This is a genomic window from Scandinavium manionii (genome assembly GCF_024764775.1).
Taxonomy (GTDB): Bacteria; Pseudomonadota; Gammaproteobacteria; order Enterobacterales; family Enterobacteriaceae; genus Scandinavium; species Scandinavium manionii.
In genome coordinates this window covers 492676-517771 of record NZ_JALIGC010000038.1, presented here as the reverse complement: position 1 = coordinate 517771, position 25096 = coordinate 492676, and the positions used below count along the sequence as shown (strand labels likewise).

The 25096-nt window shown below is 54.6% G+C and carries 21 protein-coding genes; 12 read left to right on the top strand and 9 right to left on the bottom strand.

The genetic code is table 11. The features are described from left to right. The first annotated feature begins 80 nt into the window (after positions 1–80). The 3 genes from tyrB (at position 81) to MUU51_RS14300 (ending at position 2673) form a co-directional block, all read left to right on the top strand. A complete protein-coding gene (tyrB, locus tag MUU51_RS14310) occupies positions 81–1274 on the top strand; it encodes an aromatic amino acid transaminase (RefSeq protein WP_258967980.1) in 1194 nt (397 codons plus the stop codon). Between the two features lie 209 nt (positions 1275–1483). Then, positions 1484–2200, top strand: coding sequence for an acid phosphatase AphA (gene aphA, locus MUU51_RS14305; RefSeq protein ID WP_159776645.1), 717 nt, complete (start codon positions 1484–1486; stop codon positions 2198–2200). 119 nt (positions 2201–2319) lie between these two features. Next, the gene (locus MUU51_RS14300) at positions 2320–2673 is read left to right on the top strand and encodes an MmcQ/YjbR family DNA-binding protein (RefSeq protein ID WP_159776648.1); all 354 of its coding nucleotides are present in this window, start codon (positions 2320–2322) and stop codon (positions 2671–2673) included. Here the strand turns inward: MUU51_RS14300 and uvrA are convergent, their stop codons facing one another. After that, complete coding sequence (gene uvrA / locus MUU51_RS14295; RefSeq protein ID WP_159776650.1) at positions 2674–5496, bottom strand: excinuclease ABC subunit UvrA; 2823 nt, start codon at positions 5494–5496, stop codon at positions 2674–2676. 247 nt (positions 5497–5743) lie between these two features. On the opposite strand from uvrA, the gene ssb1 reads away from it, so the two are divergent. Continuing rightward, positions 5744–6280: a single-stranded DNA-binding protein SSB1 gene (gene ssb1, locus MUU51_RS14290; protein ID WP_125354134.1), complete on the top strand. Its 537-nt coding sequence runs from the start codon at positions 5744–5746 to the stop codon at positions 6278–6280. Positions 6281–6382: 102 nt separating this feature from the next. On the opposite strand, the gene MUU51_RS14285 is transcribed toward ssb1, so the two are convergent. Next, complete coding sequence (locus MUU51_RS14285; RefSeq protein WP_159776652.1) at positions 6383–6670, bottom strand: YjcB family protein; 288 nt, start codon at positions 6668–6670, stop codon at positions 6383–6385. 544 nt (positions 6671–7214) lie between these two features. On the opposite strand from MUU51_RS14285, the gene MUU51_RS14280 reads away from it, so the two are divergent. Both MUU51_RS14280 and pdeC read left to right on the top strand, forming a co-directional pair. Next, positions 7215–8612, top strand: a complete 1398-nt coding sequence (locus MUU51_RS14280) for a GGDEF domain-containing protein (RefSeq protein WP_159776654.1) — start codon at positions 7215–7217, stop codon at positions 8610–8612. Between the two features lie 302 nt (positions 8613–8914). Beyond that, a complete protein-coding gene (gene pdeC / locus MUU51_RS14275) occupies positions 8915–10513 on the top strand; it encodes a cyclic di-3',5'-guanosine monophosphate phosphodiesterase PdeC (RefSeq protein WP_159776656.1) in 1599 nt (532 codons plus the stop codon). Here the strand turns inward: pdeC and soxS are convergent. After that, complete coding sequence (soxS, locus tag MUU51_RS14270) at positions 10498–10827, bottom strand: superoxide response transcriptional regulator SoxS (protein WP_159776658.1); 330 nt, start codon at positions 10825–10827, stop codon at positions 10498–10500. The two genes, pdeC and soxS, sit on opposite strands and share 16 nt — an antisense overlap. An 86-nt stretch (positions 10828–10913) precedes the next feature. Between soxS and soxR the strand changes: the two genes are divergently transcribed. The 4 genes from soxR to MUU51_RS14250 all read left to right on the top strand — a co-directional run bounded on the left by soxR (position 10914) and on the right by MUU51_RS14250 (position 15982). After that, entirely contained in the window at positions 10914–11384 is a 471-nt protein-coding gene (gene soxR / locus MUU51_RS14265) for a redox-sensitive transcriptional activator SoxR (protein WP_159776661.1), read from the top strand. Positions 11385–11642: 258 nt separating this feature from the next. Beyond that, entirely contained in the window at positions 11643–12311 is a 669-nt protein-coding gene (locus tag MUU51_RS14260; RefSeq protein ID WP_258967979.1) for a glutathione S-transferase family protein, read from the top strand. 538 nt (positions 12312–12849) lie between these two features. Beyond that, on the top strand, positions 12850–14196 hold the full coding sequence (locus MUU51_RS14255; RefSeq protein ID WP_258967978.1) for an NCS2 family permease: 1347 nt from the start codon (positions 12850–12852) through the stop codon (positions 14194–14196). 139 nt (positions 14197–14335) lie between these two features. Next, positions 14336–15982, top strand: a complete 1647-nt coding sequence (locus MUU51_RS14250; RefSeq protein ID WP_159776667.1) for a Na+/H+ antiporter — start codon at positions 14336–14338, stop codon at positions 15980–15982. A 57-nt stretch (positions 15983–16039) separates the two neighbouring features. Here MUU51_RS14250 and murP read toward each other — a convergent pair whose 3' ends face one another. From murP to MUU51_RS14235, 3 genes are all read right to left on the bottom strand, one after another. After that, a complete protein-coding gene (gene murP / locus MUU51_RS14245; protein WP_159776669.1) occupies positions 16040–17491 on the bottom strand; it encodes a PTS N-acetylmuramic acid transporter subunit IIBC in 1452 nt (483 codons plus the stop codon). Positions 17492–17493: 2 nt separating this feature from the next. Next, positions 17494–18405, bottom strand: coding sequence for an N-acetylmuramic acid 6-phosphate etherase (murQ, locus tag MUU51_RS14240; protein ID WP_258967977.1), 912 nt, complete (start codon positions 18403–18405; stop codon positions 17494–17496). A 161-nt stretch (positions 18406–18566) separates the two neighbouring features. After that, the gene (locus MUU51_RS14235) at positions 18567–19454 is read right to left on the bottom strand and encodes a LysR family transcriptional regulator (RefSeq protein ID WP_159776675.1); all 888 of its coding nucleotides are present in this window, start codon (positions 19452–19454) and stop codon (positions 18567–18569) included. 101 nt (positions 19455–19555) lie between these two features. Between MUU51_RS14235 and MUU51_RS14230 the strand changes: the two genes are divergently transcribed. Together MUU51_RS14230 and MUU51_RS14225 are read left to right on the top strand one after the other, a co-directional pair. Further along, the gene (locus MUU51_RS14230) at positions 19556–19966 is read left to right on the top strand and encodes a CidA/LrgA family protein (RefSeq protein WP_159776677.1); all 411 of its coding nucleotides are present in this window, start codon (positions 19556–19558) and stop codon (positions 19964–19966) included. After that, entirely contained in the window at positions 19959–20648 is a 690-nt protein-coding gene (locus MUU51_RS14225) for an LrgB family protein (RefSeq protein WP_258967976.1), read from the top strand. Before MUU51_RS14230 ends, MUU51_RS14225 begins: the two co-directional genes overlap by 8 nt. A 34-nt stretch (positions 20649–20682) precedes the next feature. On the opposite strand, the gene actP is transcribed toward MUU51_RS14225, so the two are convergent. The 3 genes from actP to acs form a co-directional block, all read right to left on the bottom strand. Next, positions 20683–22332, bottom strand: coding sequence for a cation/acetate symporter ActP (actP, locus tag MUU51_RS14220; protein ID WP_159776679.1), 1650 nt, complete (start codon positions 22330–22332; stop codon positions 20683–20685). Next, the gene (locus MUU51_RS14215) at positions 22329–22643 is read right to left on the bottom strand and encodes a DUF485 domain-containing protein (protein ID WP_159776680.1); all 315 of its coding nucleotides are present in this window, start codon (positions 22641–22643) and stop codon (positions 22329–22331) included. Before MUU51_RS14215 ends, actP begins: the two co-directional genes overlap by 4 nt. Positions 22644–22758: 115 nt before the next feature. Continuing rightward, positions 22759–24717: an acetate--CoA ligase gene (gene acs, locus MUU51_RS14210; RefSeq protein WP_258967975.1), complete on the bottom strand. Its 1959-nt coding sequence runs from the start codon at positions 24715–24717 to the stop codon at positions 22759–22761. Between the last annotated feature and the right edge of the window lie 379 nt (positions 24718–25096).

The window sequence follows — 25096 nt, the reverse complement described above, 5'->3', positions numbered from 1 at the left end:
CTTAACATCCCCTCGATCTTCCCACGTATCCGGTTTATTGTGTTTATCCCTGCCCTGTATGACATCTGGAGAATCATCGCGTGTTTCAGAACGTTGACGCCTACGCTGGCGATCCCATCCTTTCGCTGATGGAAAAATTCAAAGAAGATCCCCGTAGTGACAAAGTGAATCTCAGCATCGGCCTTTATTACAACGAAGATGGGATTATCCCGCAATTACAAGCGGTTGCCGAAGCCGAAGTGCAGCTGAATGCGCAGCCGCACGGTGCGTCGGTGTACTTGCCGATGGAAGGGTTAAACGCTTACCGTAACGGGATTGCGCCGCTGCTGTTTGGGGCTGACCATCCGGTTCTGCAACAAAAACGCGTGGCGACCATCCAGACGCTGGGCGGTTCAGGTGCGCTGAAAGTCGGTGCCGATTTCCTGAAATACTACTTCCCGGCTTCAAAGGTGTGGGTCAGTGACCCGACCTGGGAAAACCACATCGCCATATTTGAAGGGGCTGGCTTCGAAGTAAGTACTTACCCTTGGTTTGATAATCAGACCAACGGCGTGCGTTTCGAGGCGCTGCTCGAAAAACTGAATTCGCTGCCTGAAAAAGACATCGTGCTGCTGCATCCGTGCTGCCACAACCCAACCGGAGCTGACCTCACCAACGCCCAGTGGGATGCAGTAACGGAAGTGCTGAAAGCACGAAACCTGATCCCGTTCCTCGACATCGCCTATCAGGGCTTTGGCGCTGGCATGGAAGAAGATGCGTACGCTATCCGCACTATTGCGAGTGCGGGCTTGCCGGTGCTGGTCAGCAACTCATTTTCCAAGATTTTCTCGCTGTACGGCGAGCGCGTTGGTGGCCTGTCCGTAGTCTGTGAAGACAGCGAAACCGCAGGGCGCGTGCTGGGCCAGCTGAAAGCGACCGTACGCCGTAACTACTCCAGCCCACCGAATTTCGGTGCGCAGGTGGTGTCGGCCGTGCTGAACAGCGCTGAGCTGAAAGCTTCGTGGCTGGCCGAAGTTGAAGCCATGCGTACCCGTATCCTGGAGATGCGTCAGGCGCTGGTCAACGTGCTGAAGCAGGAGATGCCGGACGGTAATTTTGACTACCTGCTGCAACAACGCGGCATGTTCAGCTATACAGGGCTGAGCGCCGCTCAGGTTGAGCGTTTGCGCGAAGAGTTTGGCGTATACCTGATCGCCAGCGGCCGTATGTGCGTGGCGGGCCTTAATTCCCGTAACGTGCAGCGCGTGGCGCAGGCATTTTCCGCAGTAATGTAAGTACCCACTTACTTTTGGCTCTCTCGTTGCGGGAGAGCCAAATCTCACCCTGTTGGGCGAGTTTTTTCGTGAGTGTGATCATCACCTTTTTCTATGACATTCCTCCCAGATATTCCTTTCCTTCATTACCTTTCGCAGTTATGGTCAGAATGCTTTTTTGTCTTTCCATTCGCTTTTTAACGATAACAGTCGGATTTTTAGGGATAAATATGCGCAAGGTTTCATTAGCGCTCAGCGCTATCTGCTTGTTGTTTACGATAAACAGCACTGTTGTTGACGCTCATGCGTCGTCGCCATCTCCGCTCTATATTGGTACAAATGTCGCGAAACTCGCCGAACAGGCGCCGATTCACTGGGTTTCCGTGGCGCAGATTGAAAACAGTCTGCTGGGCCGGGCTCCCATGTCCGTCGGATTTGATATTGATGATACCGTGCTGTTCTCAAGCCCGGGCTTCTGGCGTGGTAAAAAGACCTTTTCCCCTGACAGTGAAGACTACCTGAAGAACCCGGAATTCTGGGAAAAGATGAACAACGGCTGGGATGATTTCAGCATCCCGAAAGAAGTGGCGCATGCGTTGATTGCCATGCACGTCAAACGCGGCGACAGTATCTATTTCGTCACTGGCCGCAGCCAGACCAAAACAGAAACCGTCAGCAAAACGCTGCAGGATGATTTCCTGATCCCGGCTGCGAACATGAACCCGGTTATTTTTGCCGGGGACAAAGCTGGGCAAAACACCAAGGTTCAGTGGCTGAAAGACAAGAAAATCAAAGTCTTCTACGGTGATTCCGACAATGACATTACCGCCGCCCATGACATTGGTGCGCGTGGTATCCGCGTATTACGCGCGTCAAACTCCACCTACAAACCGTTGCCAAATGCCGGGGCGTACGGGGAAGAAGTTATCGTCAACTCCGAGTACTGACAGCAAATAACGGCAACCCCAGAGGTTGCCGTTTTTTTAATCAGAACCGTTTCCCCTTTCCGCCGACTTGTTGCACACTAAGAAAAGACTCATTCCGCGTTCCTTCAGGGGGAATCAAGATGACCATTTCGGAGTTGCTGCAATATTGCATGAACAAGCCAGGCGCAGAACAGAGCGTTCACAGCGACTGGAAGGCCACGCAGATTAAAGTGTCTGATGTGTTATTCGCGATGGTGAAAGAGGTAGAAGGCCGTCCGGCGACGTCGCTCAAAACCAGTCCGGAGCTGGCAGATTTATTGCGTCAGCAGCACAGCGATGTGCGTCCCAGCCAGTATCTGAATAAAGCGCACTGGAGTACGGTGTATCTCGATGGTTCACTGCCGGATTCGCAGATTTATTATCTGGTTGATGCGTCTTATCAACAAGCAATGGGCATGCTGCCTGACCAGGTCAGGCAGCATCTTTCAGAGTGATTACAGCAACGGCTTAAGGAAGCGTGCGGTATGCGAGGCTTCGCACTCTGCGACCGTTTCCGGCGTACCGGAGACGAGAATTTCCCCGCCGCCACTGCCGCCTTCCGGGCCGAGATCGACAATCCAGTCCGCCGTTTTAATCACGTCCAGATTATGCTCGATAACCACGATGGTATTGCCCTGATCGCGCAGTTTATGCAGCACGTCCAGCAGCTGCTGGATGTCGGCAAAATGCAGGCCAGTGGTCGGTTCATCGAGGATATACAGCGTCTGGCCGGTGCCGCGTTTGGACAGCTCACGCGCTAACTTCACGCGCTGAGCTTCACCGCCGGAGAGCGTCGTCGCCGACTGGCCGAGACGAATGTAGGTCAGGCCCACGTCCATCAGCGTTTGCAGTTTACGCGCCAGCGCCGGAACGGCATCAAAGAACTCACGTGCTTCTTCGATGGTCATATCCAGCACTTCGTGGATGGTCTTGCCCTTGTACTTAATCTCCAGCGTTTCGCGGTTATAGCGCTTGCCTTTACACTGGTCGCACGGCACGTAGATATCCGGCAGGAAGTGCATTTCCACCTTGATAACGCCATCGCCCTGGCACGCTTCGCAGCGGCCGCCACGTACGTTAAAGCTGAAACGTCCTGGTGTATACCCACGCGCACGCGATTCCGGCACGCCCGCGAACAGTTCACGCACTGGTGTAAAGATGCCGGTGTAGGTCGCCGGGTTAGAGCGCGGTGTACGGCCAATCGGGCTCTGGTCAATATCGATAACTTTATCGAAATGCTCGAGGCCCGTGACATCGCGATACGGCGCAGGCTCCGCAATAGTCGCGCCATTGAGCTGGCGCTGTGCAATCGGGAATAGCGTGTCGTTAATCAACGTTGATTTACCGGAACCGGATACGCCCGTCACGCAGGTGAACAGGCCAACCGGCAACGTCAGCGTGACGTCTTTGAGGTTGTTGCCGCGTGCGCCGGTAAGCTTCAGTACTTTTGACGGGTCGGCCGGAACGCGCTCGTTCGGCACTGCAATTTTGCGTTTACCGCTCATGTACTGGCCGGTCAACGATTCGGGTACCGCCATAATGTCTTCCAGCGTACCTTCCGCCACCACTTCGCCGCCGTGAACGCCAGCGCCAGGGCCGATATCAATCACGTGGTCAGCCGCGCGAATGGCGTCTTCATCGTGCTCCACCACAATCACCGTATTACCGAGATTGCGCAGATGGATCAGTGTGCCAAGCAGGCGTTCGTTGTCGCGCTGATGCAGGCCGATTGACGGTTCATCAAGCACGTACATCACGCCCACCAGACCAGCACCAATTTGGCTGGCCAGACGAATACGTTGGGCTTCACCGCCGGAGAGCGTTTCCGCCGAGCGGGACAGGGAAAGATAGTTCAGGCCAACGTTGACCAGGAACTTCAGGCGATCGCCAATCTCTTTCAGTATTTTTTCCGCAATCCTGGCGCGTTGCCCGGACAGCTTCATGTTCTGGAAGAAGTCCATCGCATGGCCGATGCTCATGTCTGAAATGGTTGGCAGCGGGGTGTTTTCGACAAACACATGGCGCGCTTCACGGTTCAGGCGGGTGCCGTCACAGCTGGTGCAAGGACGGTTGCTGATGAATTTCGCCAGCTCCTCGCGCACCGCGTTAGATTCGGTCTCTTTGTAGCGACGCTCCATATTATGCAGCACGCCTTCGAACGGATGGCGGCGCACGGACGTATCACCACGGTCGTTCATATATTTGAATTCAATCGACTCTTTACCTGAACCGTACAGCACCACTTTGTGCACATTGGCGTTCAGGCTACCCCACGGGGCTTCGATATCGAATTCATAATGCTCCGCCAGCGAGCGCAGCATCTGGAAATAGTAGAAGTTACGGCGATCCCAGCCGCGGATTGCGCCCCCGGCAAGGGAAAGCTCCGGGTTCTGGATGATGCGATCCGGGTCGAAATACTGCTGCACGCCGAGGCCGTCACAGGTCGGACAGGCTCCGGCCGGGTTGTTGAACGAGAATAGACGCGGTTCGAGTTCACGCATGCTGTAGCCGCAAATCGGACAGGCAAAGTTGGCGGAGAACAGCAGTTCATCGGCTTTCGGGTCATCCATATCGGCGACGATCGCGGTGCCGCCGGAGAGATCCAGCGCGGTTTCAAACGATTCGGCCAGGCGTTGGGCCAGATCTTCACGCACCTTGAAGCGGTCAATCACGACTTCAATGGTGTGCTTCTTCTGCAGCTCAAGCTTCGGCGGATCGGACAGGTCGCAGACTTCACCGTCAATACGGGCGCGGATATAACCCTGACTCGCCAGGTTTTCCAGCGTTTTGGTGTGCTCACCTTTACGCTCTTTAATCACCGGCGCCAGCAGCATCAAGCGCTTGCCTTCAGGCTGTGACAGCACGTTATCGACCATCTGGCTGACGGTCTGCGCCGCCAGCGGCACATCGTGATCCGGGCAGCGCGGCTCGCCCACGCGGGCAAACAGCAGACGCAGATAATCGTGGATTTCAGTGATGGTCCCGACGGTTGAACGCGGGTTGTGAGACGTTGACTTCTGCTCGATGGAAATTGCGGGCGACAGCCCTTCGATGTGGTCAACGTCAGGCTTTTCCATCAATGACAGGAACTGACGCGCATAGGCGGAGAGTGATTCAACGTAGCGCCGCTGGCCTTCGGCATACAGCGTATCAAACGCCAGCGAAGATTTACCTGACCCAGAAAGCCCGGTCACGACAATCAGTTTGTCGCGAGGGATGACGAGGTTGATGTTTTTGAGATTATGGGTGCGGGCGCCCCGAACTTCGATCTTATCCATTCACCTTTCCCGGTAGAGACTCGGAATGCCTGGTTTGTTAGAAGGACAAACGGCGGAAACGGCTAATTATGACACAGATTGACCTGAATGAATATACAGTACTGGAATCGTGCTTCAGCGCTTCGCTGCAACAACAATAGTCCACAACGGAATCCTGGAATACGGCTCGCAAACTATCAAAACGACACTTTGTAATGCTACAATCCCCCGTTTACACTATTAAGAAATATCTTCAGGAGACACGATCATGGCCAGCAGAGGCGTAAACAAGGTGATTCTCGTCGGTAATCTGGGTCAGGACCCGGAAGTACGCTACATGCCGAGTGGTGGTGCAGTTGCCAACATTACGCTGGCTACTTCTGAATCCTGGCGTGATAAAGCGACCGGCGAAATGAAAGAGCAGACTGAATGGCACCGCGTAGTGCTGTTCGGCAAACTGGCAGAAGTAGCCGGTGAGTATCTGCGTAAAGGTTCTCAGGTCTACATCGAAGGTCAGCTGCGTACCCGCAAATGGACCGATCAGAGCGGTGCTGAAAAATACACCACTGAAGTGGTTGTTAACGTGGGCGGCACCATGCAGATGCTTGGCGGTCGTCAGGGCGGCGGCGCACCAGCAGGTGGTGGTCAGCAGCAGGGTGGAAGCTGGGGTCAACCACAGCAGCCACAGGGCGGCGGCAATCAGTTCAGTGGCGGTGCGCAGTCTCGTCCGCAGCAGCAGCCAGCCGCTGCACCGGCACCGTCTAACGAACCGCCGATGGATTTCGACGACGATATCCCGTTCTGATAACGAGGCATATTGTCTGACAGAAACGTCACGCATTAAAAAAGCGCTTCCCGCAAAGGAGGCGCTTTTTTTATTCTGCGAACTCAGGCGGAGTCGCTGAAATCAGGTCACGACCATCGGCCATTCTGATGGGGTCGGGGTCTGGCTCATGACTTCCATCATCACGTCTTTGATATTGTTCCAGACCAGCGTCAGGTCGACCAGCGTAATCCCCAGTAAACCCGTGGCGAACCAACAGGAGGCCGCAACGCCAAAGAGGCTGCAAATAACCGCCAGCCCGGCATAATCGGATTTACGAAACTGAATTTTTAACGTGCTCGCCAGAAACATCAGCACAGCGCTCGTGAGTGGCCAGCGAAGGAGAACAACGCCGGTGGTGACAGACATCATGAAACGTACCCTCTGAAAACGGAGCCAGGGATAGCGCGGCGTTGCTCATCAGGGGCATCACACTCTGGCTATCGTCAGGCATCGACCAATGTAATGAAACACTGTTTTGTGTTTCATGAGATTGTGTGAACTATATCACATTCGCTGTTTTATTCGCCACTGGTATGGTGAAATTTTACATACATAAAAATCGCGGTGTAAGGATGATGCATTGATATGGAGAATATATTCTTCGCGGTCTTTGGCGGGGATTTCAGATATTTCAGTAAGATAGAAAACGGGCACGATAGTTTAGTACTTATACAATATTTACATTATAAATTACATGACATATGCTTTCTGGACAAATAAATTTACTTGCGATCAATTAATCAGCTATTGATTTTATTGGCTATTTTGATATTTGTAATTTTTTTAAGACAACACAGTGTGTTTTGTTACTTAGAACGTACACCTTTATGATTAACCTGTGCTTAATCATGTAAATCAGTATCTGATTCATTCATTGCGGGTTTTTGTCCTCAACGAACCTGTGATTGAAAAAATGAAAAAAGAGCGATTACATACAGCAATTAACGATGCAGAGCTTTGCCTGCATCGTCTGGCCAAACTGATGCCCGGTTTGTCCGCACATCGCACGTTGACCGATGTCTTGCAGCTCATTCATGAGGTGTTTGACGCGCGTCTTTCCTGGATAATGCTGGAAAGCGAGGACGTGCAGCATATAGAAGTGCTGGGCGACTCGCTGTATGCCGAGGAAAGCGCCCGACACTTACTGGCGGCGTTGCGCCTGCAGCAGGCCCCCTGGCGAGTGAAGTGTTGGCATCGTAACGTGGGTCGGTTGCTTTACCCTGATGCGCATCCGCTGGCGCAGGAATTACAGTGCGGCGTGCTATGCCGAATATTCCCCGTACAGGAAGATGCTCGCGCTTTTATTTTCATCGCGTTCGACCAGCCTCTATTAGCACCAGGGGTATTACGCAGCGTAGCGCTGATAATCGCAGAAAAACTGCATGACGCGATGACCGAATTAATAACCCGCGAGCGCACCGCCGTTGAATTGAAAAATATCGTTAATCAATATCGAATTCTTTTCGATCGGGCGCCGGTATTAATGAATTCCTTTGATAAACATAATCGCTGCATATTATGGAACGGAGAATGCGAACGGGTATTCGGCTGGACGCTGGAGGAAATAAATTGTCAGCCGGACCCGCTGGCGCTGTTTTATCCCGATCCTGAAGTGCGTCGCGGGGTGCGTGAGTCGGTGAACTACTCTCCTATGCTTGAGATGCATGAATGGTATCCGCACCGACGCGACGGGGAGGTGCTGGCCACGCTGTGGTCAAATATCATGTTACCCGACGGTGAAATAATGAATATCGGGGTGGACATCACCGAGCGCAAACGTGCGGAGAATCTGCTGGCTTTTCAGGCCACTACCGACGCGCTGACCTGCTGTTATAACCGGTTGGCAATCCTCGGCCATTTACAGCAAAGCCTCGATAATTGTCATTCAGAACAAAACGATACGCACTTTGTGATGGTTATGATTGATCTCGACCACTTCAAACAAATTAACGACCGCTGGGGGCATGTGGCGGGTGATGATGCGCTGGTCTACTTCTGCCAGCGCATCCGCGAACAGTGCGAGGGTCAGACAAGGCTGGGGCGGTTAGGCGGGGAAGAGTTTCTGCTCCTGCTACCGTTTGCTGAAACCGGCGAAGCGGTTGCGTTTACCGACCGGCTGCGTGCGCAACTGCGCTCTATGCCTTTTGCGGTTGGTGATGCCTCAGTGGTGATGTCCTTTAGCGCAGGTGTGATGGGGGTCCGTGAAAATAATACCGAACGTGCGGTGCTATTAACGCTAGTCGATAACGCACTTTATGATGCCAAACGCACCGGGCGCGGCAAAACGGTGGTGACTTCATTAACATCTTAATCTTACAACAGGCGGCAGTTTTTATGTCGCCTGCTATTGTTATTAGATTTTACTTACTTTCATTGTGTTGGCCTTTTAAACAACAATATCACCGGTCGCTTAATAAATGGTGGACTTAATAAAAACGTTGGCACAACTTTTAGTTTGCCTTACGGACAAATATTATCGTCATAACCCAATATTCGATTTTTGAGGTCAAAAGACGGTTGCTAACGTTGAATGATTCATGCAACGTTATCACCTGTCAGAAAGCGTCCAGCCTGAGTATCAGGCACATTAAATGCAGGGATATCAGGCTGAATATGAATCAGAGTGCGCGAAGCAACGTGCAGAGGGGCTTGGAGGTGATCATCGTCGTGCTCTTGCCGATGATGCTTGCGCTTTGGTTTTCGCAGTTCAGAGCCGAGTCTCAAACCCACAGCCAGCTTACTACATTCGCCCATATCGCCCTGAATAAAACAGAACAGGTTATTCGCCAGGCCGATCTTGCCAGAGATGCCGCCGAACATTACACCGGCACGCTTTGCTCGCCAGAACATCAGAAGCAGATGTTAAATATTGTTCGCGGGCGGCTGTACGTTGAAGATTTAATTTACGCTCAGGGCGATCAGTTTGTCTGCTCCACGTCGGTGCATCCGGGTAAAGCCTGGTTGATGCCAGAGCCTAATTACCGCCGCAAGCCTGATATTTCTATTTATTATTATCGCGATACCCCGTTTTATCCCGGCTATAGCATGACGTATATGCAGCGTGGGAATTATGTCGCGGTGATTAACCCGCTATCCTATGGTGAAATCGTGTCGGACGATGGCAGCCTCGCGTTTGGCGCTTACGACACTAAAACCAATACCTTCTTTTCGGTTAGCGAAAATGCCAGTCTGAATACATTAAAACCACTTATCCGTGACAGCGCATCTGCGTTTCAACACGATGGGCGTTTTTATACTATCGCGCTTTCTGAACGTCGGCCGATTGCAATTATTATTTCGTCATCGGATGTGCGTTATGTCCAAAACTTCCGCCATCAGGCGATGCTGACCCTGCCGCTCGGATTCATTTGCAGCATGCTTATCCTGATAGTCTGGGCCCGCAGCCGTCAGCGATTTAATTCGCCGAAGCGCTTATTGCAACGGGCATTGAATAAGCAGCAGCTGCGTCTGCACTATCAGCCGATTATTGATATCAAAAATAATCAATGCGTTGGAGCCGAAGCGCTGCTGCGCTGGCCGGGATTTGACGGCCCGGTGATGAGCCCGACTGAATTTATTCCGTTGGCGGAAAAAGAGGGTTTAATTGAGCAGGTGACGGATTACGTCGTGGAATCGGTGTTTACCGATTTAGGTGATTTTCTACAGCGACACCCGCAGCTGTATGTCTCCATTAACCTGTCGGCGTCTGATTTCCACTCTTCACGTCTGATTGGGATGATTTCTGACAAAGCCCAACAATATCGGGTTCGGGCCCAGCAAATCAAAATTGAGGTGACGGAACGTGGGTTTATTGACGTACCCAAAACGACACCGGTTATACAGGCGTTTCGTCAGGCGGGCTATGAAGTGGCTATCGATGATTTCGGCACTGGCTACTCCAACCTGCACAACCTCTATTCGCTGAACGTCGATATCCTGAAAATCGATAAATCGTTCGTCGACACGCTCACCACCAACAGCACCAGCCATTTGATTGCAGAACACATCATTGAAATGGCGCAAAGCCTGCGGCTGAAGATCATCGCGGAAGGCGTCGAAACCGCCGAGCAGGTCAGCTGGCTTCTTAAGCGTGGGGTACAGTTCTGTCAGGGCTGGCATTTTGCGAAAGCCATGCCGCCGCACGAGTTTGTTGAATGGCAGCAGGGCTCAACGCAGTGGGCGAGCCATCAGGTAGCTCACGCCGAGATTTGATGGCGATAGTCGCTCGGCGTGCGGTCGAACTCCCGGCGAAAGACGCGCGAAAAGGTCTGCTGCGACACGTAACCCAAATCCATCGCAATATCAAAAATCGGACGCTGCGTAGTGCGCAGTGCTTCTGCCGCCATTAGCAACCGCCGCTGGCGAATGTATTCACCCAACGTCTGGTGCATCACCGCGCGGAACATCCGCTGCAAATACCATTTTGAATAACCCGATTTTCTGGCGACCACGTCAATGTTAAGTGGTTGATCAATATGTTCATCAATCCATTCAATCAGCGTTTCTATGATGTCGTGATGGGACATAAATAGCCTCTCTTTCACAATTTCGGTTCGTCGATTTGTCTGCGGGCGAGTATAATTCCTCAAGTTAACTTGAGGTAAAGTGCTTTATGGAAAAGAAATCTCCCCGCATTAAAACGCTGCTGACGCCGGGCGAAGTGGCAAGGCGTAGTGGCGTCGCCGTATCGGCGCTGCATTTCTATGAAAGCAAAGGATTAATAGAGAGTACCCGCAACGATGGCAACCAGCGTCGATATCGTCGTGATGTGCTGCGCTATGTGGCGATTATCAAGATTGCCCAGCGAATAGGCATTCCGCTCGCGACCATCAGCGACGCGCTAGGTGTGCTGCCGGAAGGGCACAACCTGAGCCCAAAGGCGTGGAAACAGCTTTCATCACAGTGGCGTGAAGAGCTGGACAGTCGCATCCACACGCTGGTGGCATTGCGCGATCAGCTTGATGGCTGTATCGGTTGCGGTTGCCTGTCGCATCGTGACTGCCCGCTGCGTAACCCGGGCGATATGCTCGGCGAGAAAGGGCCTGGTGCTCACTTCCCCGACGATAACGACTCAAAAAACTAAAGCGCCACAATTGGGCGCTTTAGTTGTTTTCCGGTCTTTGTCTTTCTCTCTATCCCGTTGGTTCACAGGAGGGTTTCCCCCGACATCAGCACGCCTCAGTCGATCAAAAGTGGTTGGAGGTTCCGGTTTGTACTGACACTTTAATTGTACGTCGCAACCCGACTTTTGCCACCGCCATTGGCGGTTATTTCGCCGAAATTTTTCCCGTCTTTCGCCACAGTTCCTATAGTTATTTTGAACAACTCACAGGAGACCGCCATGCTGACGGTGCATCATCTTAATCTGTCGCGCTCCCAGCGCGTGCTTTGGGCCTTAGAAGAACTGGAATTGCCCTACCAGATCGTGCGCTACCAGCGCGAGCCGACGATGCTGGCGCCTGAGGCGTTGAAAAAAGTGCATCCACTGGGTAAATCTCCGGTGCTGGAGGATGACGGACTGATCCTCGCCGAGTCGGGCGCAATTCTGGAATATTTACAGGAGACGCACGATCCCGGACAAACGCTAAAACCCCTGAATCCGCAGGACCGCATTCAGTACCGTTTCTGGCTGCATTACGCCGAAGGCTCGCTGATGCCGTTCCTGTTAATGAAATTGGTGTTTGCTAACCTCGGTAAACCGCCGGTGCCAGTGGGTCTGCGAACCGTGGGAAAACTGCTGGGGCAGGGTGTACAAAAGGGATATCTCAATAAACAGCTGGCGACTCATGCGGCGTTTATTGAAGCGCACCTGGCGCAAAACATGTGGTTTGCCGGAGAGCAGCTCAGTATGGCGGATATTCAGATGAGCTATCCGGCGATGGCATTACTGGCGCGTGGAGAACAGGGCGCACTGCCGAATCTGACAGCGTGGACAAAACGCGTTGAAAACCGTCCCGCCTGGCAGAGAGCAATTCAACAGGGCGGCCCACTCGATTTTCCCGGCAGCTGATTCATCATCACAAAAACCGATGACCCGGCGAAATGAAAACAAACGTTCGCAAAAATGTTAGCAGATTGCGCATGGACGATATCGTTTGCGCACACGTTGTCTATTTCTTCGCCGTCATAAGGGAAATTTAGCGAAATGGCATAAACATCAGTTGAAAAGGGCAGTATAAAAGCCAGATAATCGTTTGCCTTTTTTGACCGATGTCTTTCGGGCCGCATTTTTGTTGGCTGCTTTTGCTCACCCCAGTCACATAGTTATCTATGCTCCTGGGAATTCGCGCAATTGCCGCCGCAATGCAACCCGAAATCCATGTGGCAAAAATCTGTTCCGCCGTGAAGGTCAGGAGCAGGTCACATTGCATACCGTTTTTGTTTGCGTGAAGCTAATCGTTTGCTTTTTTTGCGACCCCCCTTAGTCGCGATATCGCACAGGGAAAAGTACATGGCATCTTAATGATGTTGTGTATAACGCTTAGCTGGCAGTGGATTGTCCATCACGCGGACGGACGAATGATAAAAATTCTCAGGGGATGTTTTCTATGTCTACGCCTTCAGCGCGTACCGGCGGTTTGGACGCCTGGTTCAAAATTTCAGCTCGTGGCAGCACCGTACGTCAGGAGATCCTTGCTGGTTTAACCACCTTCCTGGCAATGGTGTACTCCGTTATCGTCGTACCGGGCATGCTCGGTAAAGCGGGCTTCCCACCGGCGGCCGTCTTCGTAGCGACCTGTCTGGTGGCGGGTGTCGGTTCTCTGGTCATGGGCCTGTGGGCAAACTTGCCGCTGGCGATTGGCTGCGCCATCTCGCTGACCGCGTTTACCGCCTTTAGCCTGGTGCTGGGCCAGCACATCAGCATTCCTGTGGCGCTGGGTGCGGTGTTCCTGATGGGTGTACTGTTCACCATCATCTCTGCCACCGGTATCCGTAGCTGGATCCTGCGCAATCTGCCGCAGGGCGTTGCGCACGGCACCGGTATCGGTATCGGTCTGTTCCTGCTGCTGATCGCGGCGAACGGCGTGGGTCTGGTTATTAAAAACCCGCTGGACGGCCTGCCCGTCACGCTCGGTCACTTCGCCAGCTTCCCGGTTATCATGACGCTGATTGGTCTGGCGGCAATTATCGGTCTGGAAAAATTAAAGGTGCCGGGGGGGATTCTGCTGACCATCATCGGGGTCTCCATCGTTGGCCTGATTTTCGATCCGAGCGTGCATTTCTCCGGCATTTTCGCCATGCCTTCCCTGAGCGATGAACACGGCAGCTCGCTGATTGGCAGTCTCGACATCATGGGCGCGCTGAATCCGGTGGTCCTGCCAAGCGTTCTGGCGCTGGTGATGACCGCGGTATTTGATGCCACCGGGACTATCCGTGCTGTTGCCGGTCAGGCAAACCTGCTGGATAAAGACGGACAAATCATTAATGGCGGCAAAGCGCTGACCACTGACTCCCTGAGCAGCGTGTTCTCAAGCCTTGTGGGCGCAGCCCCTGCGGCGGTGTACATCGAGTCCGCTGCCGGTACGGCCGCGGGCGGTAAAACAGGCCTGACGGCAATCACTGTTGGTGTGCTGTTCCTGCTGATCCTGTTCCTGTCCCCGCTTTCTTATCTGGTTCCGGCCTACGCGACTGCGCCAGCGCTGATGTACGTGGGCTTGCTGATGCTGAGTAACGTCGCGAAAATCGACTTCGGTGATTTCGTCGATGCGATGGCGGGACTGATCACCGCAGTACTCATCGTCCTGACCTGTAACATCGTGACCGGTATCATGATCGGTTTCGCCACCCTGGTGATTGGCCGTATCGTTTCTAGCGAATGGCGTAAGCTGAACCTCGGCACCGTGATTATTGCCATCGCACTGGTTGCCTTCTACGCGGGCGGCTGGGCTATCTGAGTCCTGCTCAATGCGCAAAAAGGGCGACCATGGGTCGCCCTTTTTGTTTTTAGGGCACATCCTGTTGTTCTTTGCGATAAGCTGAAGGGCGTATTATCAGAAGTTGCACCAGATTTAAGACATCGCAAACAGGGAAAGCATGGAAATTTTCTTCACGATACTGATCATGACCCTTGTGGTCTCCCTTTCCGGAGTCGTTACCCGCGTACTCCCCTTCCAGGTCCCACTGCCATTGATGCAAATAGGCATCGGCGCACTGCTGGCATGGCCGACGTTTGGACTGCATGTTGAATTCGACCCGGAACTGTTCCTCGTTCTGTTTATCCCGCCACTGCTGTTTTCTGACGGCTGGAAGACCCCCACACGCGAATTTATAGAACACGGGCGAGAGATCTTTGGTCTTGCTCTGGCTTTAGTGCTGGTGACGGTTATCGGCATTGGCTTCCTGATTTACTGGGTGGTGCCCGGTATTCCGCTGATCCCGGCGTTCGCACTGGCGGCAGTGTTGTCACCGACTGATGCGGTCGCCTTGTCTGGCATCGTCGGCGAAGGGCGTATTCCGAAAAAAATCATGGGCATTTTGCAGGGCGAAGCGCTGATGAACGATGCGTCTGGCCTGGTGTCGTTAAAATTTGCCGTCGCCGTGGTGATGGGCACAATGGTGTTCACTGTCGGCGGTGCAGCGTTTGAGTTCGTCAAAGTCGCTACCGGCGGCATCCTGGCCGGGTTTGTTGTCAGTTGGTCATACGGGCGTTCACTGCGCTTCCTCAGCCGTTGGGGTGGGGATGAACCGGCTACGCAGATTGTGCTGCTGTTCCTGCTGCCGTTCGCCTCTTACCTGATTGCTGAACACATTGGTGTCTCGGGCATTCTGGCCGCAGTGGCTGCCGGGATGACCATCACCCGTTCCGGCGTGATGCGTACTGCGCCGCTGGCGATGCGCCTGCGTGCCAACAGTACCTGGGCAATGCTGGAGTTCGTGTTTAATGGCATGGTATTCCTGCTGTTAGGCCTGCAATTGCCGGGCATTCTCGAAACGTCGCTGGTGGCGGCAGAAGCTGATCCGAACGTCGAAACCTGGATGCTGTTTGCCGATATCATACTGATTTACGCGGCGCTGATGCTGGTACGCTTTGGCTGGCTGTGGACCATGCAGCGTTTCAGCCAGCGCTGGCTGAAGAAGAAACCGATGGAGTTTGGTAGCTGGAGCATACGCGAGCTGCTGATCGCCTCTTTTGCCGGTGTGCGCGGGGCGATTACGCTGGCGGGTGTGCTGTCTATTCCGCTGCTGCTGCCGGACGGCAGCGTTTTCCCGGCGCGCTATGAGCTGGTGTTCCTTTCGGCGGGGGTGATTTTGTTTTCCCTGTTTGTCGGCGTGGTGATGCTGCCGGTGCTGTTGCAGCACATCGAGGTGGCGGATCATTCACAGCAGCATAAAGAGGAGCGGCTGGCGCGTGCCGCAACGGCGGACGTGGCGATTGTCGCGATTCAGAAAATGGAAGAACGTCTGGCGCAGGACACCAAAGAGAACATCGACAACCAACTGCTCACCGAGGTGAGTTCGCGGGTCATTGGTAACCTGCGTCGCCGCGCGGATGGCCGTAACGATGTGGAAACCTCAATGCTGGAAGAGAGCCTCGAACGCCGCTTTCGTCTTGCGGCCCTGCGCTCCGAGCGCGGTGAGCTTTACCATCTGCGCGCCACTCGACAAATCAGTAATGAAACGCTGCAAAAGCTCCTGCACGATCTCGATTTGCTGGAAGCGCTGCTGATAGAAGACCAGTAATCTCGCCCAAAAAAAGCCGCCTGAATGGCGGCTTAAAGGGGGGAGTATTGCCGCCCGTTATTGCAGGTCGACGTTTTTACTGCCAAAGAACCAGGTCAGGACAAAACCTGCCAGATATGAAATCAAAATGCCCGCCACGTATACCGCCATCCCGGCGAAAATACCTTGCGCAGACGTCATCAACGGAATCGACACCAGGCCAGACGGGCCGAAGACGGTGTTCAGACCCACCGGCAGCCCCAGCCACGAAATGAGGCCGATGAAGAAGCCGCCCACCGCGCCGCCGAGACAGGCCGTCACGAACGGTTTCAGGCGCGGCAGCGTCACGCCGTAAATCAACGGTTCGCCAATCCCCAACAGGCCAGGGAAGATGGCGCCTTTAATTTGGGTGCGTAACAGCGAGCCATGTTTGGCGCGGAAGTACAGCGCCAGTGAGGCACCAACCTGTCCGGCACCGGCCATCGCCAGAATCGGGAACAGGGAGTTGAAGCCCTGAGCGTCCATCAGCGCGAAATACACCGGCACAAAGCCCTGATGAATGCCGAACACAACGGCTATCAGGAACAGACCGGCCAACAGTGCCGTGCCAAACGGGTTGCCGTTCAGGTGCAGGAACAACCACGACATGCCTTTAAACAACTCGCCGCCAATCGGCATAATCACCGTGAAAGTGATGGCCCCGGTAATGAGCAGCGTAATGGCTGACGTCAGGATCATATCCAGTGAATCATGAATAAAGCGTCGCACCTGGCGCTCAATCCACGCCCCGAGAATACAGGCCAGCAGCACGCCAATAATGTTGCCGCGTGGGTCGATGACCAGCCCGAAAAAGTCCGACATGCCCGCGTAATAGCCGACTTTACCTTCCGGCACGTAGCGCAGAATAAACAGCGAGGCGATGATCGCGCCGTTCACACCCGAGCCGCCAAAGGCTTTTTGGGTGTTGAAGCCGATAAGAATGCTGAGGAAAGTGAACAGGCCGATGCTGAACACCTTCATATAGGCGATCATGTCCACGAGCCAGGTTGCCGGTGACGCGCTGTCGGTAATGAAAATTTGCTGCAACAGCGTCGCGATACCGAGCAACAGGCCCGCCGCGATAAAGCCCGGGATCAGCGGTGTAAAGATGGTGGCAAACTTGGTTAAAAAGTTATGCACCGCGCTGTTCTGCTTGCCTTTCATCTTCGCTTTATTCTGGCTGGCCTGAGATTTCAGGTCGGCGTCTGACGCTGGTACAGCCGCTTCAGCACCTTCTGATTTCAGCAGATCATTCATCATTTCACTGGCAGTTTGCGCTTTACCCGGCCCGAGAATAATTTGCAGCTGGTCGTCGCCGTTAATCACGCCGAGGACGCCGGGCACCGCTTTGAGCTGTGCGATATCGACGTCATCCCGGTCGACCAGCGTCAGGCGCAGGCGCGTCATGCAGTTGCCACACACGCTAATGTTCGCCGGTCCTCCCGCCAGTCGCAAAAGTTGTTCGATCATCGAGCCGGTTATCTTCGCCATAATTAGTTGCTCCCGATGCCCTGGATGGCGCTGCGAATGAAGCCGTTGTTGTTGTTTAGCATCGCGCTGGCATCGGCGGCGCTGACCCCCGCCAGAACCATCACAATGGCGGTTTTACAATGTCGATCGCAGGCGTTCAGCGCAGCTTCTGCCATCGCCGGGTCGCATTCGGTGGCCTGTACCACGATGTTCACCTGACGCTGCAGCAGCTTGGCATTGGTGGCTTCCACATCGACCATCAGGTTGCCAAACACTTTGCCGGAACGGATCATCGCCCCGGTGGTCAGCATATTGAGTACCAGTTTCTGGGCGGTGCCAGCTTTCATACGTGAAGAGCCGGTGACCACTTCCGGGCCGACCATCGGTTCGATGGCGATGTCGGCCAGTTTGCCAATTTCGCTGCCGCGGTTGCAGGCGATAGCCCCGACGGTCGCCCCGACGCTACGGGCGTAGTTCAGGGCGCCAATCACATACGGCGTGCGCCCACTGGCCGCAATGCCGATGACCACGTCACGTTCGTTCAGGGCCAAATCACGCAGGTCCTGCTCGCCCATTTGCGGGCTATCTTCGGCGTTTTCGACCGCCTGCAAAATGGCGGTTTTACCGCCCGCAATCAGACCAACGACCATTTCGCGCGGCGTGCCGTAGGTTGGCGGGCATTCGCTGGCATCCAGAATACCGAGGCGGCCCGAGGTGCCCGCGCCGCAGTAAATCAGGCGTCCGCCGCAGGCAAAGGCTTGAGTAATCGCATCGACGGCCTTCGCGATGGCAGGCAGTTGTTCTTCAACCGCCAGCGCGACCTTTTGGTCTTCCGCATTAATGACTTTCAGCATCTCCAGCGTCGACAGGGTGTCAATGTTCTCGCTCGCCGGGTTGCGGCTCTCTGTAGTCAGTGCGGATAAATTAATTTTCATAACGACCTCGATGAATTGCGTTCTCTATAGTTTGGAATAATATATTCCATACATTGATGTAAGAAGTAATATTTTATCCCAGTATCTAATCTGTGATCGGGCGCAGCCTGCACCGTCGAAGGAGCGCTATGGAAAGGGAGAAACAGGCGAGCGGAGTGGGACTAGCCTTCCGGCAGCCAAAATCCTTCGCAGCACTGGAGCCAGGCCTGGGCGCTGTGCGAGAGGTAAGTGCCTTCGCGCCAGATCATACCCAATTGCCAGTGCAGCTTGCTGTCGAGCGGGATCCAGCGCAGGGTGTTTTTGTCGAGCCGCTGGCAAATCGGTTCCGGTAAGATTGCCACGCCAACGCCCGCCTGCACCATCGCCGCCAGAAAATCCCACTGGCCGCTGCGAACTGCAATGCGCGGTTTCACATCATGCTCGGCAAACAACGTCATCAATTGGCGGCTGAGCGCAAAATCTTCGTTATAAATCAACAGTGGATGCGCGGCTAACTGTTCCGGACTAATGGACTCAACGTGTAGCCATTCGCCAGATTTCGGCACCAGCACGCACAGCGGATGGCTGAACAGCGGCAGCGTCGACAGGCCACTTTCTTCATCCACGGGCAGGGCGGTCATCGCCACATCGAGCTCGCCGTTCATCACTGCCTGTTGTACCGTCAGGCCGCCGAATTCAGCAATTTTGAGTTCCACGCCGGGGTAGCGCTGGCGGAACAAACTGATAGGGCCGGCCATTAACATGCCAACCATAGGAGGAATGCCGAGGCGCAGTATCCCTTTTTGCAGGTGATTGATATCGCTCAGTTCTGCTTCAAGCTGGCGGAATTCGGCCAGGATCGCCAGACCCCGCTCGAACACAACGCGTCCGGTATCGGTCAGCAGTAGCTTGCGTCCGTCGCGGATGAGCAGAGTGCAGTTAAGGTCATCTTCCAGATTTTTCAACATCTTACTGATGGTGGGCTGTGTGACGAACAGCTTCTCTGCCGCACGGGTAAAGCTCTGTTGCCGGACCACTTCGACGAAATAGCGCAGTGTTCTTATGTCCATGATTATTCCTCGAAATATACCTTCAATGATTTTAATTCATTTCAGTCGCAGTCGACGGCTCTCTATACTGAACGCCTTCATTTTTTTCAGGAATTCCTTTCATGGCTGTGGCCTTAGGGCGCGTAACGCCTGCTGTCCTGCACCATCTTCAGGTCCCGGTGCAGGTCGTGTTGTACGCCGGGTTGTTTGTGCTGGCGGAACATCTGGTGGCGTGGGGCCATCTTCCGCTGCCTGCGAATCTGGTCGGTATGGTGTTAATGCTGGCGCTGATTGTGTGCCGCATCTTACCGCTCAACTGGGTACGCGCCGGTTCGCGCTGGCTGCTGGCGGAGATGCTGCTGTTCTTCGTGCCAGCGGTGGTGGCGGTGGTTAATTATGCCCAGTTGTTGAGGGTAGATGGCTGGCGCATTTTTCTGGTGATTGCGCTGAGTACGATGATGGTGCTGGGCGCGACTGCCTGGGTGGTCGATAAAGTGTATCGCTACGAGCTAAGCAGGATGAATCGTGAATAGTCTTGCGCTGAGCCTGCTATGTCTGGCGGTTACCCTCGGACTCTATTACGCCAACAAACGCCTGTATCGCCGCTTTCGCAAACTGCCGCTGATGCCGCTGGTGTTCACCCCGCTGTTGCTGGTGTTGATCCTGGTATTCGGCCACATCTCTTATCAGAATTACATGGGCGAAGCGCACTGGCTGCTGTGGCTGCTCGGCCCGGCGACCATCGCCTTTGCGGTGCCGGTGTATGACAATCTGGCGGTGATCAAACGCCACTGGATGTCCCTCAGCGCGGGCGTAGTGACCGCGAACGTAGTGGCGGTGTGCAGCTCGGTCTGGCTGGCACGTCTGTTTACGTTGCCGGATGAAATTCAGCGCAGCCTGGCGGTGCGTTCAATTACCACGCCGTTTGCGCTTGCCGCGGCGAAACCGCTCGGCGGACAGCCGGAGCTGGTGGCACTGTTCGTGGTGATTACCGGTGTGTTTGGCATGGCGGTTGGCGATATGCTGTTTTTGCGTCTCGCCATTCGGGAAGGCACGGCGAAAGGCGCAGGCTTTGGTGCCGCATCACACGGAGCAGGCACCGCGCGTTCCTACGAACTTGGCCCGCAGGAAGGGGTGATTGCCAGTCTGGTGATGATGCTCTCTGGCGTCACGATGGTCCTGTGCGCGCCGCTAGTTGCATGGGCGATGTTCTGAGAAATCCCCGGCCGGAAGGCCGGGGATAACGTGCTTAGTGTGCCCGGCCCTGGTCGATGCCAATCCCGGTTTGAGAACGAATAAACTGCGCGCGGAACTTCTCGCGTTCGCGCATTCCGGCTTCGGAGTTGTCCGTGGCGGAGAACACCCAAATCCCGATAAACGCCACCGCGATGGAGAACAGCGCCGGGTATTCATACGGGAAGATGGCTTTTTCGTGGCCGAGGATCTGCACCCAAATTGTCGGGCCGAGAATCATCAGCACAATCGCCGTCAGCAGACCCAACCAGCCGCCAACCATAGCCCCACGCGTGGTCAGTTTCGACCAGTACATCGAGAGCAGGATTATCGGGAAGTTGCAGCTCGCGGCAATCGAGAACGCCAGGCCGACCATGAAGGCGATGTTCTGCTTCTCGAACAAAATCCCCAGCAGAATCGCCACCACGCCCAAAATCAGCACGGTGATTTTCGACACCCGCAGTTCATCACGTTCGGACGCGCCTTTGCGGAACACGTTGGCATAAAGGTCATGCGACACCGCAGAAGCACCTGCCAGCGTCAGACCCGCAACGACCGCCAGTATGGTGGCAAAAGCCACGGCTGAAATGAAACCGAGGAACAGGTTGCCGCCTACCGCATCGGCCAGATGCACCGCCGCCATATTGTTACCGCCAATCAGCTGACCCGCCGCGTCTTTAAACGCCGGGTTCGCCCCGACCAGCATGATCGCGCCAAAGCCGATGATGAAGGTCAGAATGTAGAAGTAACCCATAAATCCAGTGGCGTAGAGCACACTTTTACGCGCTTCACGTGCATCGCTGACCGTGAAGAAACGCATCAGAATGTGCGGCAGACCGGCGGTGCCGAACATGAGACCCAGCCCTAACGACAGTGCAGAAATTGGGTCTTTCACCAGTCCGCCTGGACTCATGATCGCTGCGCCTTTCGGGTGGACAGCCATCGCCTGGGTAAACAGGTTATTGAAGCTGAAGCCCACGTGCTTCATGACCATAAATGCCATAAAGCTGGCGCCAAACAGCAGCAGCACCGCTTTGATGATTTGCACCCAGGTGGTCGCCAGCATGCCGCCGAACAGGACGTACATCACCATCAGCACGCCGACCAGCACCACGGCGACGTGGTAGTTCAGGCCGAACAGCAGTTCGATGAGCTTCCCGGCGCCGACCATCTGTGCAATCAGATACAGCGCCACGACGACCAGCGATCCGCAGGCAGACAGAATACGAATCGGCCCTTGTTTCAGGCGATAGGAGGCCACGTCGGCGAAGGTGAAGCGCCCGAGGTTGCGCAGGCGTTCTGCTATCAGGAACAGGATAATCGGCCAGCCGACGAGGAAGCCGAGAGAGTAAATCAGCCCGTCGTAGCCGGAGGTATACACCAGCGCGGAAATACCAAGGAATGACGCCGCAGACATAAAGTCTCCGGCAATCGCTAGGCCGTTCTGGAAACCGGTGATATTGCCGCCTGCGGTGTAGTAATCGTTGCGCGAGCGGACCCGTTTAGAGGCCCACCAGGTGATGTACAGCGTCAGCAGCACAAAAATCAGGAACATGATGATCGCCTGCCAGTTGGTCGGCTGGCGCTGCACTTCACCGCTAATGGAATCGGCAGCGTTCGCCGCCAGCGGCAGCAAGGTGGCCAGTGCCGTCAGTCGTTTTTTCATGGCGCTTTCACCTCACGCAGAACGGCCTTCGTCAGCCGGTCAAATTCACCGTTTGCCCGCCAGACGTACACGGCGGTAAGCACGAAAGAAATGATGATTACGCCAATTCCGATGGGAATACCACGCGTGACGCTGGTGCCCGCATGCAGCGGCGTACCGAGCCAGCCGGGCGCGAAAGCAATTAACAGAATAAAACCGACGTAGACCACCAGCATGATGATCGACAGGAGGGTGGCAAACCGTTGCCGTTTTTCGACGAGCTCCCTGAAATGCGCACTGTTTTCTATCTGCTGACAAATATCTTGATTCATCACCGCGTCTCCAGAGGTTCCCCGTCGTCTTTCAGAAGCACGAAATTCAAACGGGAAGGTTAGGTATTGTTATTATGAGCAGGCCCGGTTAGCGGAGCGCTACCGGGCAAGAATGTTATGAAGGCATTGAGATGGACTGCTTCTCTTCGAGCAGTTTTTCCACCACGCCCGGATCGGCAAGCGTTGAGGTATCACCCAAGTTGCTGGTATCCCCAGCGGCAATTTTGCGCAGAATGCGGCGCATGATTTTGCCGGAGCGGGTTTTCGGCAGCGAGTCGGTCCAGTGCAGCACGTCTGGCGTCGCCAGCGGGCCAATCTCTTTGCGCACCCAGTTACGCACTTCGCTATACAGTTCCGCGCTCGGCTCTTCGCCGTGGTTCAGGGTGACGTAGGCATAAATCGCCTGGCCCTTAATGCTGTGCGGAATACCGACCACCGCCGCTTCGGCGATTTTCGGATGTGAGACCAGCGCTGACTCAATCTCTGCGGTGCCCAGACGGTGGCCAGACACGTTCAGCACGTCATCGACGCGGCCCGTTATCCAGAAGTAACCGTCTTCGTCACGGCGGGCGCCGTCTCCGCTGAAGTACATGTTTTTGAAGGTCGAGAAGTAGGTCTGTTCGAATCTGTCGTGATCGCCAAACAGCGTGCGCGCCTGGCCCGGCCAGGAATCGGTGATCACCAGGTTGCCTTCGGTCGCCCCTTCCAGCACGTTGCCTTCGTTATCGACCAGCGCGGGCTGCACACCGAAGAACGGACGGGTCGCTGAACCGGCTTTCAGCTCGGTCGCACCCGGCAGCGGGGTGATCATGAAGCCGCCGGTTTCGGTCTGCCACCAGGTGTCCATCACCGGACATTTTTCGTTGCCGATTTTCTTCCAGTACCACTCCCAGGCTTCCGGGTTGATAGGCTCGCCGACGGAACCGAGAATGCGCAGGGAAGAGCGGTCGGTGCCCTGAATCGCCTTATCGCCTTCGGCCATCAGGGCGCGAATAGCGGTCGGGGCGGTGTAGAGAATGTTCACTTTGTGTTTGTCGACCACTTCGCTCATACGCGCAGGTGTCGGCCAGTTTGGCACGCCTTCAAACATCAGCGTGGTCGCGCCGCAGGCCAGCGGGCCGTATAGCAGATAGCTGTGACCAGTGACCCAGCCGACGTCGGCGGTACACCAGTAGATATCGCCCTGATGGTAATCAAAGACGTATTTAAAGGTGGACGCCGCATACACCAGATAGCCGCCAGTAGTGTGTAGCACGCCTTTTGGTTTACCTGTAGACCCGGAGGTGTAGAGGATAAACAGCGGGTCTTCCGCGCCGACTTCAACCGGCTGATGCTGGTCGCTGGCTTTTTCAACCAGCTCGCTCCACCACAGGTCGCGGCCTTCCTGCCAGGCGATAGACCCGCCGGTACGTTTCAGGACTACCACGTGTTCGACGGTGTTGACGTTCGGGTTTTTCAACGCGTCATCGACATTTTTCTTCAGCGGAATGGAACGGCCCGCGCGTATGCCCTCATCGGCGGTGATCACCAGGCGGGAGCTGGAATCGATAATGCGTCCGGCAACCGCTTCCGGTGAGAAGCCGCCGAAAATCACCGAATGCACGGCACCAATGCGCGCACAGGCGAGCATCGCCACCGCCGCTTCCGGCACCATCGGCATGTAAATCGCCACCACATCGCCTTTTTTGATGCCGAGTGCAGTCAGCACGTTGGCGAAGCGGCACACGTCGGCGTGCAGTTCTTTATAGGAAATATGTTTGCTCTGGGTGGCGTCGTCGCCTTCCCAGATGATGGCGGTCTGATCGCCGCGCGTGGCCAGATGGCGGTCGAGGCAGTTGGCCGCCAGGTTCAGGGTGCCGTCTTCGTACCATTTGATTGAGACGTTACCGGGGGCGAAAGAGGTGTTTTTAACGTTCTGATAGGGCTTCATCCAGTCGAGGATTTTTCCCTGCTCGCCCCAAAAGGTGTCAGGGGAGCTCACTGACTGTTGATACTTCTCTGCATACTGCTCCGGGTTGATCAGGCAATTTTCCGCAATGTTTGCGGGAATAGCGTGTTTGTGGACTTGGCTCATGGCTTTTGCTCTCCTTTTTTGTTAACTATATGTCAACGAAAGGTTAATTATAGGGCGCAGAGCAGTTTTTTTACTTTTTTGCACGACAGATCACGGATTAATTTGGTAATGAATTAATTGATATCGAAATCGCGGCAAATAATTAATTGCATGTCTTATTTTGACGGGAGCTGAATATATATTTCGTCTCTTTTTTGTCGTCAATAAATCCATCAGGACGGCAGCGGAGCAAGAATATGTATCATGAGGCATGGCATATACGTAAATCGCGAAGGTATCTTAATATTAAACCGGGGCACGCATCAAAAAGGGAGCCTTCTATTTCTCTCTGCCGTTTGACGATAACCGGCAAGCTGAATTTTCTGACAGAAAAAGTAAA

Coding starts and splice junctions, on each gene's coding strand:
- acs (WP_258967975.1), bottom strand. CDS start 24,717: ATGAGCCAAGTCCACAAACACGCTATTCCCGCAAACATTGCGGAAAAT.
- murP (WP_159776669.1), bottom strand. CDS start 17,491: ATGGCGAAGATAACCGGCTCGATGATCGAACAACTTTTGCGACTGGCG.
- MUU51_RS14235 (WP_159776675.1), bottom strand. CDS start 19,454: ATGGACATAAGAACACTGCGCTATTTCGTCGAAGTGGTCCGGCAACAG.
- aphA (WP_159776645.1), top strand. CDS start 1,484: ATGCGCAAGGTTTCATTAGCGCTCAGCGCTATCTGCTTGTTGTTTACG.
- murQ (WP_258967977.1), bottom strand. CDS start 18,405: ATGAAAATTAATTTATCCGCACTGACTACAGAGAGCCGCAACCCGGCG.
- ssb1 (WP_125354134.1), top strand. CDS start 5,744: ATGGCCAGCAGAGGCGTAAACAAGGTGATTCTCGTCGGTAATCTGGGT.
- MUU51_RS14300 (WP_159776648.1), top strand. CDS start 2,320: ATGACCATTTCGGAGTTGCTGCAATATTGCATGAACAAGCCAGGCGCA.
- soxR (WP_159776661.1), top strand. CDS start 10,914: ATGGAAAAGAAATCTCCCCGCATTAAAACGCTGCTGACGCCGGGCGAA.
- MUU51_RS14250 (WP_159776667.1), top strand. CDS start 14,336: ATGGAAATTTTCTTCACGATACTGATCATGACCCTTGTGGTCTCCCTT.
- MUU51_RS14215 (WP_159776680.1), bottom strand. CDS start 22,643: ATGAATCAAGATATTTGTCAGCAGATAGAAAACAGTGCGCATTTCAGG.
- MUU51_RS14260 (WP_258967979.1), top strand. CDS start 11,643: ATGCTGACGGTGCATCATCTTAATCTGTCGCGCTCCCAGCGCGTGCTT.
- uvrA (WP_159776650.1), bottom strand. CDS start 5,496: ATGGATAAGATCGAAGTTCGGGGCGCCCGCACCCATAATCTCAAAAAC.
- MUU51_RS14255 (WP_258967978.1), top strand. CDS start 12,850: ATGTCTACGCCTTCAGCGCGTACCGGCGGTTTGGACGCCTGGTTCAAA.
- actP (WP_159776679.1), bottom strand. CDS start 22,332: ATGAAAAAACGACTGACGGCACTGGCCACCTTGCTGCCGCTGGCGGCG.
- pdeC (WP_159776656.1), top strand. CDS start 8,915: ATGAATCAGAGTGCGCGAAGCAACGTGCAGAGGGGCTTGGAGGTGATC.
- MUU51_RS14285 (WP_159776652.1), bottom strand. CDS start 6,670: ATGATGTCTGTCACCACCGGCGTTGTTCTCCTTCGCTGGCCACTCACG.
- MUU51_RS14230 (WP_159776677.1), top strand. CDS start 19,556: ATGGCTGTGGCCTTAGGGCGCGTAACGCCTGCTGTCCTGCACCATCTT.
- soxS (WP_159776658.1), bottom strand. CDS start 10,827: ATGTCCCATCACGACATCATAGAAACGCTGATTGAATGGATTGATGAA.
- MUU51_RS14280 (WP_159776654.1), top strand. CDS start 7,215: ATGAAAAAAGAGCGATTACATACAGCAATTAACGATGCAGAGCTTTGC.